The sequence below is a fragment of the Kocuria rhizosphaericola genome, assembly GCF_044462205.1.
In the GTDB taxonomy this organism is placed as follows: Bacteria; Actinomycetota; Actinomycetes; order Actinomycetales; family Micrococcaceae; genus Kocuria; species Kocuria rhizosphaericola.
In genome coordinates this window covers 1-15,912 of the sequence record NZ_JBISWK010000087.1, presented here as the reverse complement: position 1 = coordinate 15,912, position 15,912 = coordinate 1, and the positions used below count along the sequence as shown (strand labels likewise).

Annotated in this window: 13 protein-coding genes; 7 read left to right on the top strand and 6 right to left on the bottom strand. The window is 75.0% G+C overall.

Annotated elements, in window-relative coordinates:
* Window position 1 precedes the first annotated feature (1 nt).
* The 3 genes from ACH9D2_RS09145 to ACH9D2_RS09135 all read left to right on the top strand — a co-directional run bounded on the left by ACH9D2_RS09145 (window position 2) and on the right by ACH9D2_RS09135 (window position 4,961).
* On the top strand, window positions 2–1,432 hold the full coding sequence (locus ACH9D2_RS09145) for a DHA2 family efflux MFS transporter permease subunit (protein ID WP_396362529.1): 1,431 nt from the start codon (window positions 2–4) through the stop codon (window positions 1,430–1,432).
* 223 nt (window positions 1,433–1,655) lie between these two features.
* On the top strand, window positions 1,656–3,236 hold the full coding sequence (locus tag ACH9D2_RS09140; protein WP_396362528.1) for an alpha/beta fold hydrolase: 1,581 nt from the start codon (window positions 1,656–1,658) through the stop codon (window positions 3,234–3,236).
* Window positions 3,237–3,806: 570 nt separating this feature from the next.
* Window positions 3,807–4,961 (top strand): PQQ-dependent sugar dehydrogenase, encoded by a 1,155-nt coding sequence (locus ACH9D2_RS09135; RefSeq protein ID WP_396362527.1) that lies wholly within the window; start codon window positions 3,807–3,809, stop codon window positions 4,959–4,961.
* A 72-nt stretch (window positions 4,962–5,033) separates the two neighbouring features.
* Here ACH9D2_RS09135 and ACH9D2_RS09130 read toward each other — a convergent pair whose 3' ends face one another.
* From ACH9D2_RS09130 to ACH9D2_RS09110, 5 genes are read right to left on the bottom strand one after another with little or no spacing between them, the layout of a single operon-like run.
* Window positions 5,034–6,110 carry a siderophore-interacting protein gene (locus ACH9D2_RS09130; RefSeq protein ID WP_396362526.1) on the bottom strand — a complete coding sequence of 359 codons (1,077 nt, stop codon included), beginning with the start codon at window positions 6,108–6,110 and terminating at the stop codon, window positions 5,034–5,036.
* Window positions 6,107–7,048 (bottom strand): ATP-binding cassette domain-containing protein, encoded by a 942-nt coding sequence (locus ACH9D2_RS09125; protein ID WP_396362525.1) that lies wholly within the window; start codon window positions 7,046–7,048, stop codon window positions 6,107–6,109. The genes ACH9D2_RS09130 and ACH9D2_RS09125 overlap by 4 nt, the downstream gene beginning before the upstream one ends.
* Window positions 7,045–8,124: an iron chelate uptake ABC transporter family permease subunit gene (locus tag ACH9D2_RS09120; protein ID WP_396362524.1), complete on the bottom strand. Its 1,080-nt coding sequence runs from the start codon at window positions 8,122–8,124 to the stop codon at window positions 7,045–7,047. Before ACH9D2_RS09120 ends, ACH9D2_RS09125 begins: the two co-directional genes overlap by 4 nt.
* Entirely contained in the window at window positions 8,121–9,212 is a 1,092-nt protein-coding gene (locus ACH9D2_RS09115) for an iron chelate uptake ABC transporter family permease subunit (protein WP_396362523.1), read from the bottom strand. Before ACH9D2_RS09115 ends, ACH9D2_RS09120 begins: the two co-directional genes overlap by 4 nt.
* A gap of 13 nt (window positions 9,213–9,225) precedes the next feature.
* Window positions 9,226–10,332 (bottom strand): ABC transporter substrate-binding protein, encoded by a 1,107-nt coding sequence (locus ACH9D2_RS09110; RefSeq protein ID WP_396362522.1) that lies wholly within the window; start codon window positions 10,330–10,332, stop codon window positions 9,226–9,228.
* 232 nt (window positions 10,333–10,564) lie between these two features.
* Between ACH9D2_RS09110 and ACH9D2_RS09105 the strand changes: the two genes are divergently transcribed.
* The 4 genes from ACH9D2_RS09105 to ACH9D2_RS09090 all read left to right on the top strand — a co-directional run bounded on the left by ACH9D2_RS09105 (window position 10,565) and on the right by ACH9D2_RS09090 (window position 15,469).
* Window positions 10,565–11,689: a hypothetical protein gene (locus tag ACH9D2_RS09105; RefSeq protein WP_396362521.1), complete on the top strand. Its 1,125-nt coding sequence runs from the start codon at window positions 10,565–10,567 to the stop codon at window positions 11,687–11,689.
* Between the two features lie 92 nt (window positions 11,690–11,781).
* Window positions 11,782–12,789, top strand: coding sequence for a DNA topoisomerase IB (locus ACH9D2_RS09100; RefSeq protein WP_396362520.1), 1,008 nt, complete (start codon window positions 11,782–11,784; stop codon window positions 12,787–12,789).
* Window positions 12,790–12,956: 167 nt separating this feature from the next.
* Window positions 12,957–14,420, top strand: a complete 1,464-nt coding sequence (locus ACH9D2_RS09095; protein WP_396362519.1) for a hemolysin family protein — start codon at window positions 12,957–12,959, stop codon at window positions 14,418–14,420.
* Window positions 14,417–15,469, top strand: coding sequence for a hemolysin family protein (locus tag ACH9D2_RS09090; protein WP_396362518.1), 1,053 nt, complete (start codon window positions 14,417–14,419; stop codon window positions 15,467–15,469). Before ACH9D2_RS09095 ends, ACH9D2_RS09090 begins: the two co-directional genes overlap by 4 nt.
* 49 nt (window positions 15,470–15,518) lie before the next feature.
* On the opposite strand, the gene ACH9D2_RS09085 is transcribed toward ACH9D2_RS09090, so the two are convergent.
* A partial coding sequence (locus ACH9D2_RS09085) for a hypothetical protein (RefSeq protein ID WP_396360902.1) occupies window positions 15,519–15,912 on the bottom strand: 394 nt, incomplete at its 5' end.

Here is a 15,912-nt window from a genome sequence, read left to right as displayed (position 1 = left end):
CATGGTGCGATCCTCCGATGCCGACCCTCCGCCCGAGCTGCTGTCCTGGGGCCAGCGGCGGGCCTGGTGGGTGCTGGCCGCCACCGTGCTCGGCTCGGCCCTGACGTTCATCGACACGACCGTGGTGAGCATCGCCCTGCCGGCGGTCGGCGCCGACCTCGGCGCGGGGAGCACCGGCCTGACCTGGGTGGTCAACGGGTACACGCTGAGCCTGGCCGCCCTCGTGCTGCTCGGCGGCTCGCTGGGGGACCGGTACGGCCGGCGCCGGATCTTCCTGATCGGCGTCGCCTGCTTCGCGGGGGCCTCCGCGCTGTGCGGCCTGGCCCCCGACGTCACCGTCCTCGTCGCCGCGCGTGCCGTGCAGGGGATCGGCGGCGCCCTCCTGGTGCCGACCGCCCTCGCGATCCTGCAGTCGTCCTTCGTTCCCGGGGACCGCGCCCGCGCCATCGGCGCCTGGTCGGGGCTCACGGGGGTGGCCTCGGCCGTGGGGCCGTTCGCGGGCGGCTGGCTGGTCCAGACCACCTCGTGGCGGTGGGTGTTCCTGATCAACCTGCCGCTGGCGCTCGCCGTGGCGCTGATCGCCCGCCGGCACGTCCCCGAGTCGAGGGACCCGGCGGCCAGCCCTCAGCTGGACGTGCCCGGCGCCGCCCTGCTGGTGACCGGGCTCGGGGCGCTGACGCTCGGGCTGACGGCCGCGGCCGGCGACGACCCGTCGGTGCCGGGCACGGCCGGGGCGCTCGCGGCCGGCGCGGGCCTGCTGACGGCGTTCCTGCTCCGGGAACGCCGTGCGGTGTCCCCGCTGCTGCCTCCCGCCCTGCTCGGTGAGCGACTGTTCGTCGCGGCGAACGTCATCACCTTCGTGGTCTACGCCGGACTGGGCGCGGTCTTCTTCGTCCTCGTCGTCGCCCTCCAGGTGGGAGCCGGCTTCTCGCCCGTGGCGGCCGGACTGTCCCTGCTGCCCGTCACCGTCCTGATGCTGCTGCTCTCGCCGTCCGCCGGCGCCCTCGCGCACCGGGCGGGTCCGCGACTGCCCATGACGGCCGGTCCGCTGATCGCCGCGCTCGGGGTGCTCCTGCTGGGCCGGGCCGGGCCCGGAGCGCACTACCTCCTGGAGGTGCTGCTCCCGGCGGCGGTGTTCGGCGCCGGACTGACCCTGCTGGTCACGCCGCTGACGGCCACGGTCCTCGGCGCCCTGCCCACCGAGCAGGCGGGGCTGGCCAGCGGGGTCAACAACGCCGTGGCGCGCACGGCGGGCCTGCTCGCGGTCGCCGCGGTCCCGCTGGTGGGGGGACTCGGGGAGACCGGCCTCACCGACCCGGCCCTGGTCCGCGAGGGTTTCCCCGTGGTCATGGGACTGTGCGCGGGCCTGCTCGCGGCGGGCGGGCTGCTGTCCGCGGTGGTCCTGCGCCCCGCGGCGCGGGACCACCTGTGACGCCTTCGCGCCGCGACACATCCTTGACCGCCCGATCGGCGCGTTCCTACCCTGAAGCCCCTTGTCGCGCGGTGGTGGGGCGTGGAGGTCGGGGGCTGCGGGGCGCGGGGGCGCCCGGGGCCCGGCGGGCCGCGAGGTCGCCGGCAGGGAACACGACGTGCGCGTCCGCGCTCGTGCCCGCGCCCCGGCGTCCGGCCGGTTCGACCGAAAGCAGTGGTGACCCATGCGTCCTCCCGAGAACACCCGCAGCCCCGACCAGCTTCCCGGTGCGCGCGACAGGAGGCGCCGGCGCACGCGCCGTGCGGGCTCCGCGCTGGCTCTGGCCGTGCTCCTGGCGTCCGGTCCGGCGGCCGGGGCGGCCACGGTCGCCGCGCCGCAGCAGGGCGTCGTCGTCACCGCGCAGGTGCCGCCCGGGCTCGAGGACTTCTACGCCCAGCAGCTCGTGTGGACCGCCTGCGGCGTGGCGGCGGAGTGCGCCCGGGTGCGGGCGCCGCTCGATCACGCGAACCCGGCCGCCGGGGAGATCGAGCTGGCGGTCACCCGGGTGGTGAGCACCGACCCCGCCGCCCGGCAGGGCTCCCTGCTCGTGAACTTCGGCGGCCCGGGCGGTTCCGGGACGGCCGCGATCGAGGCGTGGGCGGCCGGCCTGGACCCGGGCGTCCGGGCCGCGTACGACATCGTGGGCTTCGACCCGCGGGGCGTGGGCAGCTCCACCGCGGTGGAGTGCGTCGACGACGCCACGCTGGACGCGATGCGTGCCGGCTCCGTCGACCCCGACACCCCGGAGGGCCTGGCCCAGGCCGTTGCGGCGGCCGAGCGGTGGGCCGCGGCGTGCGCGGCGAACACCGGCCCGCTGCTCGGCGAGGTCGACACGGTCAGCGCCGCCAAGGACCTGGACATCCTGCGGGCGGTGCTGGGCGACGACGAGCTCCACTACCTCGGCTACTCCTACGGCACCCTCCTCGGCGCCACGTACGCCGACCTGTTCCCCGAACGGGCGGGCCGGTTCGTCCTCGACGCGGCCATGGACCCGTCCCTCGACGGCGCTCGGCTGACCCTCGACCAGGCCGCCGGCTTCGAACGGTCCCTGCGCGTGTACGTCGAGTCCTGTCTGCCGCTGGACGGATGCCCCTTCGAGGGGACCGCCGACGAGGGGCTGGCCGAGATCGAGGCCCTGCTCCGGCAGATCGAGGCGCAGCCGCTGTCGACCGTCGACGGACGGCCGCTCACCGTGGACGACGCGGTCAGCGGGCTCATCAAACCGCTCTACGATCCGCGCATCTGGTGGTTCCTGACCCAGTCCCTGGTCCTGGCCACGGAGCACGGGGACGGGACGGGGCTGATGCGCCTCGCGGACATCGCCTACGGCCGTGGACCCGACGGCACCTACACCAACTCCTACGAGGCGAACATCGCGATCGACTGCCTCGACCGTCCCGAGAACGACGACCCCGCCGCGATGGCGGCGCTGGACGCTCAGCTGCAGGAAGCGTCCCCGACCCTCGGCGACTGGTTCAGCCACGGGCAGGTCACCTGCGGGGCCTGGCCGCACGAACCCGTCAGCGCGCCCGCCCCGATCGACGCCGCCGGTGCCGGGCCCATCCTGGTGGTCGGCAGCACGGGGGACCCGGCCACGCCCTACGAGTGGTCGCAGGCGCTGGCCGCGCAGCTCGAGGACGGGCACTTGCTGACCCGGGTGGGTGAAGGGCACGGGGCCTACCTGAGCGGCAACCGGTGCGTCGACGAGACGGTCACCACCTACCTCCTCGAGGGCGTGCTGCCCGTGGAGGAGAAGATCTGCTGAGCCGTGGGGCCCGCCCGCCGGACCCTGCGGCGGAGTGCGGACGGGGGCAGAAAGCGGCCGGTACGAGATCGCCCCCGCACCGGCCCAGCCACCAGGGAAATCAGGAAGATCCGGCGGCTCCGGCCCATCCTACTGAGACGCGGGTCACGGATCACCACTTGATTTTCCCGGACCCCGTCAGGACCGGCGCGGGGGACGGTCGCCCACCGGGACGAGGGGACCCGGACGACGAGCACAGCAGGCATGAAGAACCGTGACGGGCTCCACCGGTGCGGGGCCGTGGACGCCGTGGCCAGGGACGCCACGAGGGCCGGCCCGAACCCCGCGGCAGGGACGCGGTCAGGGGCCGGCCCGGGGGCAGCAGCCCGGTGGTGACCACGTGGGTCGTGCCCGGCACGACCGGTGCCACCGCGTCGAGGAGGACCGGCCGGGCGTGACCGGCCGGGTCGTGGTCCACCGGCGCCCCCCCGCTCTGCTCCCCGCTCCGTCCGGGGCAGGATGCACCGATCCTGCGGTCCTGCCGCTCGCGGATCGGAGTAGATTGCCTCCATGGGTGTCCGCAGGGGGATCGTGAGCACGTTGTCCGTGCTGGCACTGCTGCTGAGTGCCTGCGCCCCCGACGGGGGCGGAACCGTGGCGACCGGCGAGCGCCTGGGTGCTCCGGCGGCCGCGCCCGCCCTGGACGTGGAGGTGGTCGTGGACGACCTCGAGCTGGCGTGGGACGTGGCCCTCACCCCGGAGGGCACCGTGCTGGTCACCGAGCGCGGCGGGCGGCTGCTGGCCCACGACGAGCAGGGCACGCGGGAGGTCGAGGCGGACCTGGACGACCTGTTCGTGGGCAGCGAGGCCGGGCTGATGGGTCTGGAGGTCTCCCCGGACTTCGGGCGGAACCGGGAGATCTTCCTCTGCCACGCCACGCGGACGGGCGACGGCCGGCCGCAGGACGTGCGGGTGACCCGCTGGCGGCTCGACGAGGACGCCGCGGCGGCCGAGCGCACCGGGACCGTGGTGGACGGCCTGCCCATCAGCTCCGGGCGGCACAGCGGCTGCCGGTTGCGCTTCGCCCCGGACGGCACTCTCCGCGTCGGCACCGGCGACGCCGCCCAGGGCGAGCACCCGCAGGACCCGGACTCGCTGGGGGGCAAGACGCTGCGGCTCCACCCCGACGGCACGATCCCGGAGGACAACCCGTTCGCCGACCGGGACGGGCCCGCGGCCGCCGTCCACACCCTGGGCCACCGCAACGTCCAGGGCCTCGCGGTGCAGCCCGGAACGGGCACCGTGTGGTCGGCGGAGCACGGTCCCGGCACCGACGACGAGATCAACGTCCTCGAGCCCCGCGGCAACTACGGGTGGGACCCGGAGCCCGGCTACGACGAGTCCGTGCCCATGACCGACCTGGAGAAGTACCCGGACGCGATCCCGGCGGCGTGGTCCTCCGGGCGCCCGACCGTGGCCCTCAGCGGAGCCGCCTTCCTCGACGGGGAGCAGTGGGGCGCCTGGGAGGGGGCCCTGGCGGTCGCGGAGCTCAAGAACACCGGCGTGGGGGTCTACCGGGTCGAGGACACCGCGGTCACCGGACTGACCCGCATGGCCGAGCTGGAGAACCACTACGGCCGGCTGCGCTCGCTGACCCTCGACGACGAGGGCGCCCTGTGGGTCACCACCTCCAACGGTGCCGACGACGCCGTCCTGCGCGTCACGCCGCGGCCGGACGACAGCTGACCGGCGCCCCGGGGCTCCGCCCACGGACGGATCACGGCGTGACGGCACCCGGCGGGAGCCCGCGCCGAGCGCTCAGGACTCCGCCTGGCCCTGCCGCCAGTAGCCCATGAAGGACACGTGGTCCTTGGGAATGCCCGCGGCGTCGACGCACAGCCGGCGCAGCGCCTTGACGGTGCCGGACTCGCCGGCGAGGAACACGTAGGGGACGTCGGCGCGCCCGGGCGTGGCCACCGACCACGCCCGGGGCTCCGCGGCGCTGTCCGCGGCCTTCTCGGCGTCGCTCTCCGTGACCGGCAGGGCGGGCGTCCCGCGGCCGCGCGGCGGGCGGCGGCCCGCGAGGACGTCGTCCACGGCCCCGCCCGGCAGCTCGAGCAGACGGGCGAGGCGCACCGCGGCCCGGTGCCCGTGCCCGGCCGGCTGCCCGTCCCCGGCGCGGGGCAGGACGTGCAGCCGCACGTCCGGCAGGTCGGCGGGCAGGCGGTGGGCGGCGGCGTCCTCGGGGTGCGGGACCTCGAGCACCACGTCGAGGCGGGGACGGGTCCCGCCCGCAGGGAGCCCGGAGTGGGCGTCCGTGAACTCCTCCGCGACGGACATCAGGGCCGGTGCCGCGGTCTCGTCCCCGACGGCGAGGACGCGCTGGGCGCCGCCGTGGTCCCACGCCGCCCAGGGCCGCTCCCGGGGGCCGGGCCCGAGCAGGTACACGCGCTCGCCGGGGGACACCGCGGCCGCCCACCGGCTGCCGGGGCCGTCCTGGGCGTGCCCGCCGTGCACCACGACGTCGATCACGAGCTCCGGGACCACCATCCCGCAGAACGTCGTGCGCCGGACGCCGCGCACGGTGTAGGTCCGCATCCAGCCGCGCTCCTCGGCGGGCCGGGCGAACCAGCCCTCGCGCAGGCCCAGGGACAGGTCCGCCCGCTCGGGCTCGCGGCCCGGGGGCGGGACGAGCAGCTTGATGTAGGCGTCCCGGCACCGGGTCGCGCCCCCGGCCCCGACGAGGGCCGGGGACAGCCCTGCGAGCTCCGGGCCCGCGAGGGTGATCCGCCGGAAGGACGGGCACAGCTGGGTCACGGACGTCACGGCGGCCTCGACGCACAGCACGGGGGCGTCGGGGGCGGCGGAGGCCTCGGGGGCGGGGACGACGGTCACAGCAGGGTCCTTCCGGTCTCGGCGGCGGCTCGGGGCTCGGGGCCCAGGGCCACGGGTGCGGCGGGCGGGACGGGGTGGGAGCCCTCGCGGGCCCGCCCCCGGGGCAGGACGACGGGCCGCCCGCCCACGGGGTCCCGGGCGACGTCCGCCCGGAGCCCGAAGACCTCGGCCAGCAGCTCGGGGGTGAGCACCTGGGCGGGCGTGCCCGCGGCCACGATGCGCCCGTCGGACATCGCCACGAGCCGGTCGGCCACGCGCGCGGCCAGGTTCAGCTCGTGCAGGACGGCGACGACGGTGGCCCGGCCGGCACCCGGCCCGTCCGGGTGCTCCAGTTCCCGGAGCATGTCCAGCAGGTCCACCTGGTGCGCCAGGTCGAGGTAGGAGGTGGGCTCGTCGAGCAGCATCGTCCTGGCCCGCTGGGCCAGGGTCAGGGCGATCCAGACCCGCTGGCGCTGCCCGCCGGAGAGCTCCTCCACGGGCCGCCCGGCCAGTGCCGTGAGCTCGGTGAGCTCCATCGCCCGGGCCACGGCCGCGTCGTCGTCGGGGGAGGGCGCGCCCCACCACCGGCGGTGCGGGTGCCGTCCGCGCTCCACGAGCTCCGCGACGGTCAGTCCCTCCGGGACCACGGGCGACTGCGGCAGGAGGCTGACCGAGCGGGCGTACTGGCGGGCGTGCCACTCACGCACGCCACGGCCGTCCGCCTCGAGGGTGCCGGCGACCGGGCGCAGCTGCCGGGACAGGCCCTTGAGCAGCGTGGTCTTGCCGCACCCGTTGGCGCCGATGAGCACGGTGGTGGCCCCGTGCGGGATGTCGAGGTCCACCTCCCGCACCACGGTGCGGTCGCCGTAGCCCAGGGACAGGCCGCGCATCCGAAAGGCGGGGACGTCGGCCGCGGGATCCTCCACGGGGCGCAGATCAGGGCGCGGATCGCGGCTCATGCCAGGGCTCCTCTCCGCTGCCGCACGAGCAGCCACAGCATCACGGGGGCGCCCACGGCGCCGGTGACCACGCCGGCCGGCAGCTGCGCCTGCGCCAGCAGGTCCGCGCCCACGGAGTCGGCGAGCACCACGACCACGGCGCCCACGAGGGCGCACGCCACGATCGAGGTCCGTCCCCGGGTCAGGGCGGTCGCCACCGGGGTGGACATCAGCGCCACGAAGGCGAGTGGACCGGTCGCGGCGGTGGCCACCGCGGCCAGCAGCACGCCCAGGCCCAGGGCGAGCGCCCGGCTGCGCGCCGGGCGCGCCCCGAGCCCCGCCGCCAGCTCCGGGCCGAACTCGGCCGGCTCGAGCGCGCGGTGCACCGCCACGGCCGCGGGCACGGCCAGGACCAGGCACGCGCCGAGGACGGCGATCCGGTCCCACGTGGCGGCGTTGAGCGAGCCCGCCGTCCAGAGGGCGGCGTCCTGGGCGGAGTTCAGGGACAGCCGCACCAGCAGGGCCGCGGTGAGGGCCTGGGCGAGCGCGGCCACGCCGATGCCGGCGAGCAGGAAGCGCTCGCCCACGATCCCGCCGGTGCGCAGCCGCACCGAGGCGGTGGCGATGAGGGCCGCGGCGAGCACCGCCCCGGCCAGGGCGGTCCAGGACACGGCCGTGCCGCGCAGCCCCCACACCGCGGTGCCGGCCACGGCCCCCGCCGCGGCGCCGTAGGTGATGCCCAGGATGTCGGGGCTGGCCAGGGGATTGCGCAGCACCCGGCGGAACAGGGCGCCGGAGCAGCCGAGGGCGGTCCCGGCGAGCGCGCCCAGCACGGCGCGCGGCAGCTTCTCCTGCAGCACGATGAAGCTCGCCCCCGGGATCCGCTCCCCGGCGAGGATCGCGAAGAAGTCGGGGACCGTCACGGTGTAGCGCCCGAGCAGCACGCGCACGGCCAGGGCCGCGAGCAGCGCCAGGGTCAGCAGGGCGACCGCCCGCCGGGTGCGCCGGGCCCGCTCCCGGCGGACGGCCCGCACGAGCTCGGCGGTCCCGCCCTCCACGGGGACCACGGCCTCGGGGGCGAGCACGGTGCCGGTCACAGCGTCACGCTCCGTCCCCGGCGCAGCAGCACCAGCAGCACGGGCACGCCCAGCACCACCGTGGTGACGCCCACGTGGATCTCCTGGGGCGGGGTCAGCACCCGGCCCAGGACGTCGGCCAGCAGGAGCAGCACGGGGCCGAGCACCGCGCTGAACAGGACGATCCAGCGGTAGTCGCCGCCGAGGAAGCGTCGCACGGCGTGGGGCACGAGCAGGCCCACGAAGGCGATGGGGCCCGCGAGGGCCGTGGCCGAGCCGGAGAGCAGGACCACGCCCACGAAGACGAGGACGCGCTGGGCGCCCAGGTCCACGCCCAGCCCGTGCGCGAGTTCGTCGCCCAGGGCCATGGCGTTGAGCCCGGAGGAGCCGCCGAGCACGAGGAGCACGCCGAGCAGGACGAGGGGCGCCACGGCGGCGAGGTCGGTGGCCTCGGCGCGGGCGACCGAGCCGATGCTCCAGAACCGGAAGCGGTCCAGCACGGCGGGCAGCACGAGCACCACGGACGTGGTCAGCGCGGTGAAACCGGCGTTCACGGCCGCCCCGGACAGGACCAGGCCGGCCGGGGTCGGGGCGGCGCCGCCGAGCCGGGACGAGCCGAAGACGAGCACGGCGGCCACGGCCGAGCCGGCGAGGGCCAGTGCGGTGAGCTGCCACGTGGCCACCAGCCCGAGCCAGCCGATCCCGAGGACCACCGCGCACGCCGCGCCGGCGGTCAACCCGAGCAGCCCGGGGTCGCCCAGCGGATTGCGGCTGACCCCCTGCATCCCGGCCCCGGCCACGGCCAGTGCCGCTCCCACGAGCACCGCGGTCAGGGTCCGGGGGATCCGGCTCTGCACCACGGCGGCGTCGATGCCCAGCCCGGCGGAGAGCTGCGACCAGCCGCCCTCGAGCAGAGCGGCGGGCAGTCCGGTGAGCACGGCGACCACCGTGGCCGGGTCGACCGAGCGGGTCCCCCAGAACAGGGAGGCCGCGGCGGCGAGTGCCAGCAGCAGCACGGCGGCGGACAGGCCGAGGCCCCGGCGCCGTGCTGCGGCGCCGGGGACCCGGGGGGCCGTCCGGGCGGGGGAGGCCGTGGTCGTGGTGCTCACCTGGACCGCGGTCTCACTCGCCGCCGGAGGACGCGGCGGCCTCGGCGATGTCCGGGACCACGTTCTCGAGCGCCCACGGGATGCTCAGGGGGGAGGCGGCGGAGACCGAGAGCACCTCCTGCGGGTCCGTCTGGAGCACCAGGGCGCCGTCGGCCACCGCCGGGATCCTGCTGAGCAGGGGGTCGTTCTGGATGGCCTCGCGGACGCCCTCGTCCTCGGCCCAGCTCACGAACACGTCCGAGGCCAGGTCGTCGGCCCGTTCGGGGGACCAGGTGACGAAGAACTCGTCCTCCTTGCCCTCGGCGGCCTGCTCGACGGCCTCGGACTGGACCATGCCGAGGGAGTCGAGGAACCTCGGGCGGTTGTCCACCGCGGTGTAGGCGAAGATCGGGTCGGCGGCCGACGGGTCGATCGTGCCGTAGACGAAGGAGGTGCCCTCCAGGTCGGGGTGCTGCGCCGCGGTCTCCTCGATCTGCTCCTCGACGTCCGCCACGACCTCCGCCGCCTGCTCCTCCCGGCCCAGGGCTTGGCCGATGAGTTCCGTGGAGTCCTGCCAGGAGGTCCCGTAGGCCACGGCGCCCTCCGGGTAGGCGACCACGGGGGCGATCTCGGAGAGCTTGTCGTACTCCTCCTGGGTCAGCCCCGAGTACGCCCCCAGAATGACGTCCGGCTGCAGCGCCGCGATCGCCTCGTAGTTGATCCCGTCCGTCTCGGCGTAGGTCTCCGGGGCCTGGGCCCCGGACTCCTCCAGCGCGGCCTCGAACCAGTCCGTGGACCCGTTCTCGTTGGCGCCGAAGTCCGTGGTGGGCACGCCCACCGGCACCACGCCGAGGGCGGTCGCGACGTCGTGGTTGACCCAGGACACCGTGGCCACGCGCTCGGGGGCCTCCTCGATCGTCGTCTCGCCGTAGACGTGCTCCACCGCGCGGGGGAACTCGCCGGTGGCGCCCTCCGCGGACGTGGACGCGCTCCCGGACTCCCCGCCCGCGGGGCCCGTGGAGCACCCGGTGAGCACCAGGGCCCCCGCGGCCAGTGCGGCGGCCGGGGCCCTGCCGCGGCGGCGCGCGGAGGACGGGGCGGGGAACAGCGGGCGCGGAGCGCGGGGGAGCAGAGGGGCCACGGCCACCCTTTCGGACGTCGACGGCGGGACCGTCGGTACGGATGGAGGTTAGGCAAGGGTTGCCTAACCTCCGAGACAGGGATCACCATAGGTCGTGATCCGGGAAATACGCAACACGGACATGACCTAATCATTCCCCGGTGCGGCGCCTGGGTGGCCGCGTGCGACAGCGGCCGCACCCACGGCCCGGGGGCGAGTGGAGTTTCCGGGCGACCTGCCCCAGGATTGACCGGTGCCCGACGACCTCTCCGCCACCACCGCCGATCCCTCCGCCACCACCGCCGATCCCGCCCCCTGCCCCGAGCCCGTGCCCGAGCTGCTGGTCGGCCTCGTCCTCTCGCCCCAGATCGCGGGCGCCCTGCCCAAGGACCTCGCGGTCTCCCTGCCGGGGCCCCTGCACGAGCGCTATTCGGGAGTGCGCTGGCGGGTGGCGGCGGTGACCGACCGGCTGGTCGTCCCGCCCGCGGACGGTCTCGACCTGCTCGAGGCCGCGCGCGACCGGATGCTCGACGAGGATTGGGACCTCGTCGTCGTCCTCACGGACGTCCCGCTCAAGGACGGCCGCAGCCCGGTGCTGACGCAGCTGAGCCCCGTGCACGGCGTGGGTCTCGTGGCCGTCCCGGCCCTCGGCGCCCTGCACGTGGGACAGAAGGTCCGGCAGGCGGCCGTGCGGGTGGTCGGCCACCTGCTCGGCCACGACGCGGAGGACGCGGACGACGCCGACGCGCAGGAGGAGCTCGTCCGGCGGGCCCGGCAGCGCGCGGAGGACCTCGAGGACCGGCCCGAGGACAACGCCGTGCAGTTCACCGTGCGGGTCCTGGGCGGCAACGTGCGCCTGCTGCTCGGGATGATCCGCGCCAACCGGCCGTGGACGCTGGTGGTGCGGCTGTCCCGGCTCCTCGCCCTGGCGGCGGCGACCGGCGTGCTCACCCTGGTCGCCTCCGACCTGTGGCTGCTCGCCGCCGCCTACGGCCCTTGGCGGCTGGGGCTGCTGGGTGTCCTGTCGATCGCCGCGGTGACCGGTGCGCTCGTCGTCGGCGCCCGGCTGTGGGAGCGCCCGCGCCGGCGGGGCGAGCGCGAGCAGGTGGCCCTGTTCAACCTCGCCACGGCCGCCACCGTGGCGATCGGCGTGTCCGTCTTCTACCTCGCGGTCTTCGCCCTGTCCTGGCTCGGGGCGCTGCTGCTCGTGGACGGCGAGGTCTTCGCGGACGTGATCGGCGCCCCGGTCGGCACGGTGGAGTACGTCAAGCTCGCGTGGCTGACGGCCACGCTCGCCACCGTGGGCGGGGCCCTCGGCGCCGGGCTCGAGGACGACGACGCCGTGCGCGCCGCCGCGTACACCCGCTCGGATCCCTGACCGGTCCCACCGCCGAGTCGGCGCTCACGCCCCCGACAGTCAGTAGACTTGGTGTTCCCGGGGTGGTCCCGGAGCCGATCCGGAAGGACACGATGGCCGCCACGCAGCAGACCCCAGCGAAGCCCCGCACGCCCCGCCTGCGGCGCAGCGACTGCCGGCGCCCCGGGATCACCCGCCGCGGCCACGGCAAGGGCTTCTCCTACCGGCAGGCCGACGGCACGAAGGTGCAGGACCGGGCCGAGCTCGAGCGGATCCGGCAGCTGGCGATCCCCCCGGCCTGGAAGGATGTGTGGATCAGCCCGCAGCCCAACGGGCACATCCAGGCCACGGGCGTCGACGACGCCGGGCGGCGCCAGTACCTCTACCACCCGCGGTGGCGGGAGCTGAAGGACCGCGAGAAGTTCGACCGCGTCCTGGACTTCGGCGACACGCTCCCGCAGGCCCGCCCGGCCGTCACCCGGCTGCTGCGCTCGGAGGGCATCACGGCGGAGAAGGCCTGCGCCGCGGCGTTCCGGCTCATGGACGAGGCCGCCCTGCGGGTCGGCAACGAGGAGTACGCCCAGTCGAACGGCTCCTACGGCGTGACCACCCTGCTGGTCCAGCACGTCCGGGTGGACGGGCAGGACGTGCACCTCGACTTCCCCGGCAAGAGCGGGCAGCGCTGGACACCGACCCTCCGGGACGCCGACCTCGCCGCCGCGCTGGCGCCCATGCTGGAGCGCGGCCCGGACGAGACCGCGCTCGCGTACCGCGACGAGGACGGGCAGTGGGTGGGCATCACCAGCGCCCGGCTCAACGACTTCGTGCGGGACCGGTGCGGCCCCGACTTCACCGCCAAGGACTTCCGCACCTGGCAGGGAACGGTGACCGCCGCGATGGCGCTCGCCGCCCGCGCCGACACCCGGCCCAGCGAGAGCGCCCGGAAGAAGGCCGTGTCCGCCGCCATGCGGGAGGTCGCCGAGCACCTGGGCAACACGGCCGCCATCGCCCGCAGCTCCTACACGGACCCGCGGGTGATCGACCGGTTCCTGGACGGCGAGACCATCGACGCCGCCACCTACCGGGCCGCGGAGCGGTCCCTGCGCGCGTTCCTCGCCTGAGCCGGTCCGCACCGCGCTCCCCGGCGCCTCCGTTATTCTGGGGCCATGCATTCCTCCCACACCCGGTCCCCCGGAGGCGCGCACCGCGCCTCCGCCGGTCCGGACGAAACGGAGCCCCGAAGTACGGGTTCCCCTGACCGCACCTCCCCGACCGAGGGGTGCACCGCGTGCTAGAGGCCTGGATCCTGCTCGCCGTGGCCGTGCTCCTCGTGGCCGGCAACGCGCTGTTCGTGGCCGTGGAGTTCGCCCTCCTGACCGTCAACCGCAACGAGGTCCGGGCCGCTGAGGAGGCCGGCGACCGGAGGGCCGCCGCCATCGAGCGGGCCCTGACGAAGACCTCCACCAACCTCTCCGGCGCGCAGCTGGGCATCACCCTCACCAGCCTGATCGTGGGGTTCCTCGCCGGACCCTCGCTGGGCGTGATCCTGGCACAGGGCCTCGGCCTCACCGGGTTGTCCCCGGTGGCCGCCACCGGCATCGCCACCACGGCCGCGTTCGTGATCGCCACGTTCACCCAGATGGTCTTCGGCGAACTCGTGCCGAAGAACTGGGCGATCGCCGAGCCGATGCGCGTGTCCCGGCTCGTGGTCCACCCCCAGCGAATCTTCATGCTGCTGCTGGGCTGGCTCGTGAAAATCCTCAACTCCTCCGCCAACTGGGTGCTCAAGCTGCTCGGGTTCACCCCCGCCGAGGAGGTCGCCAGCGCGCGCACCGCCGGGGAGCTGATGGCCGTGGTCTCCCGCTCCGGGGCCGAGGGCACCCTCGACGCCGGCACCGCCGAGCTGGTGGCCCGGTCCATCGAGTTCGGCGACCGCACGGCCGCCGACGTCATGCGACCGCGCCCGCAGGTCACCTTCCTGGACGACCACACCGTCCAGGACCTCATCACGATCTCCGCCGAGACCGGTCACTCCCGCTTCCCGGTGGAGGGCGACTCCGTCGACGACATCGTGGGCGTCGTGCACTTCAAGCACGCCCTCGCGGTGCCGTACGAGGACCGCGCCACCCGCACCGTGCGCGAGATCGCGGTCCCGACGACGACCGTCTCCGAGTCCATGACCCTGGACCCGCTGCTGCGCGAGCTGCGCAAGCCGGGCCTGCAGCTGGCCGTGGTCGTCGACGAGTACGGGGGGACCGCCGGGATCGTCACCCTCGAGGACCTGATCGAGGAGATCGTCGGGGAGATCGACGACGAGCAGGACGAGACCGTCGCCCGGTACCGCCGCACCCGCGAGGGCGGGATCTCCGTGTCCGGGCTGCTGCGCCCCGACGAGCTCGGCGACGTCATGGGCCTGGAACTTCCCGAGGGCCAGGAGTCCGACACCCTCGGCGGCCTGATGGCCGAGAGGCTGGACCGGCTGCCCCTGGCGGGGGACACGGTCTCGTTCGAGGCCGTCGACCACGTCCACCGCGACGAGGACAACCTGCCGACCAGCACCGACGTCACCCTCACCGTGGTGCGGATGGACGGGTACCGGGTGGACCGGATCGTCGTCCGGCGCGGCGACGGCCGCCGGGCCGACGCCGGCGGCACCACGCCCGAGGGGGCGCCCGCCGAGAAGGCTTCCGAAGGGGCCGGCGATGCCTCCGGCTCCGCGGCCGTCGACGCCGAGAGGGGTGAGTCCCGATGAGCGAAGGCCTCGCCATCCTCTTCCTGGTCCTGCTGCTGGGCGGCAACGCGTTCTTCGTGGGCGCGGAGTTCGCCATGGTCTCGGCCCGCCGTGACCAGATCGAGCCGAAGGCCGCGGCCGGTTCCGGTGCCGCCAAGACCGCACTGAAGGGCATCGAGGACGTCTCCACGTCCCTGGCCGCCACGCAGTTGGGCATCACTGCATGCTCCCTGCTGATCGGCGCCGTGGGGGAGCCCGCGATCGCCCACCTCATCGAGGGCCCCATGGCAGACCTCGGGGTGCCCGAGGGCCTCGTGCACCCCATCGCCCTGGTCATCGCCCTGCTGGTCGTCACGTTCTTCCACATGGTGATCGGGGAGATGGTCCCCAAGAACATGGCCATCGCCAGGCCGGCGGCCTCGGCCCTGCTGCTGGGCCCGGTCCTGCGGGTCTTCGTGCTGGCCTTCCGCCCGTTCATCTGGCTGATGAACCAGTCCGCGAACCTCGTGGTCCGCCACGCGTTGAAGGCCGAGCCCAGGGACGAGGTCGCGTCGAGCTTCAACTCGGACGAGGTCGCCGGTTTCGTCGCCGAGTCGGGCCGGGAGGGCCTGCTCGACGAGGACGAGATCACCCTGCTCACCGGGGCGCTGAACTTCGAGCACCTCACCGCGGAGGACGTGGCCATCCCGGCCGAGCAGCTGCACACCGTGCCCCGTTCCGCGACCGTCGCGGAGCTGGAGCAGGTCTGCGCTCGGACGGGCTTCTCCCGCTTCCCCGTCCAGGAGGACGACGGGACGCTGGTGGGCTACGTCCACACCAAGGACCTGCTCGGGATCCCGCCCGAGCGCCGCCACGCCCCCGTCCCGCAGGACGCGATCCGCCGGCTCGGCACGGTGGCCGCCGACGCCAAGCTGCGCCACGTCATGCGGGCCATGCAGCAGCGCAACGCCCACCTGGCCCTGCTCACCGGCACCGGGACCAGAGCCGGAGAAGCCTCTGTGATCGCCTTGGAGGACGTCCTGGAAGAACTCGTCGGTGAGGTCCGGGACGCGACCAGCCGCCCGTCCTGACCCGGCGCCGGTGATCGCCGCCGCCCGTCGGTGGGGGCCGGGCTGCTTGCTACTCGACGACGGTGACGGTGGCCTCGGTGAGGTAGGGCTCGGACTCGCGGTTGACGAGGTAGTTGGCGGTCTCCTCGTCGGTGAGGCGCATCAGCCGGTCACGGTCGCCGGGTTCGCTGAACAGGTCGCCGGCGGCCACGGTGCCGGTGGCCTCGACCTCGTCGCCGGGGCGCAGATCGGCGGGCATCTCGCTCACGAACACCACCGTCTGCTCATCGCCCATGGTCAGGAACTCCTCCCCGTAGATGCCTTCCACGTCGTTGGTGAGGGTGATCTGCTGGCCGACCAGTTCCTCGGTGGAGACCCCGGACTGGTCCAGCTGGGTCAGCCGGGTCTCGTCCTGGCAGCCGGTCAGCAGCAGCGCCCCGGTCAGGCCGGCCACGGCAAGGGTC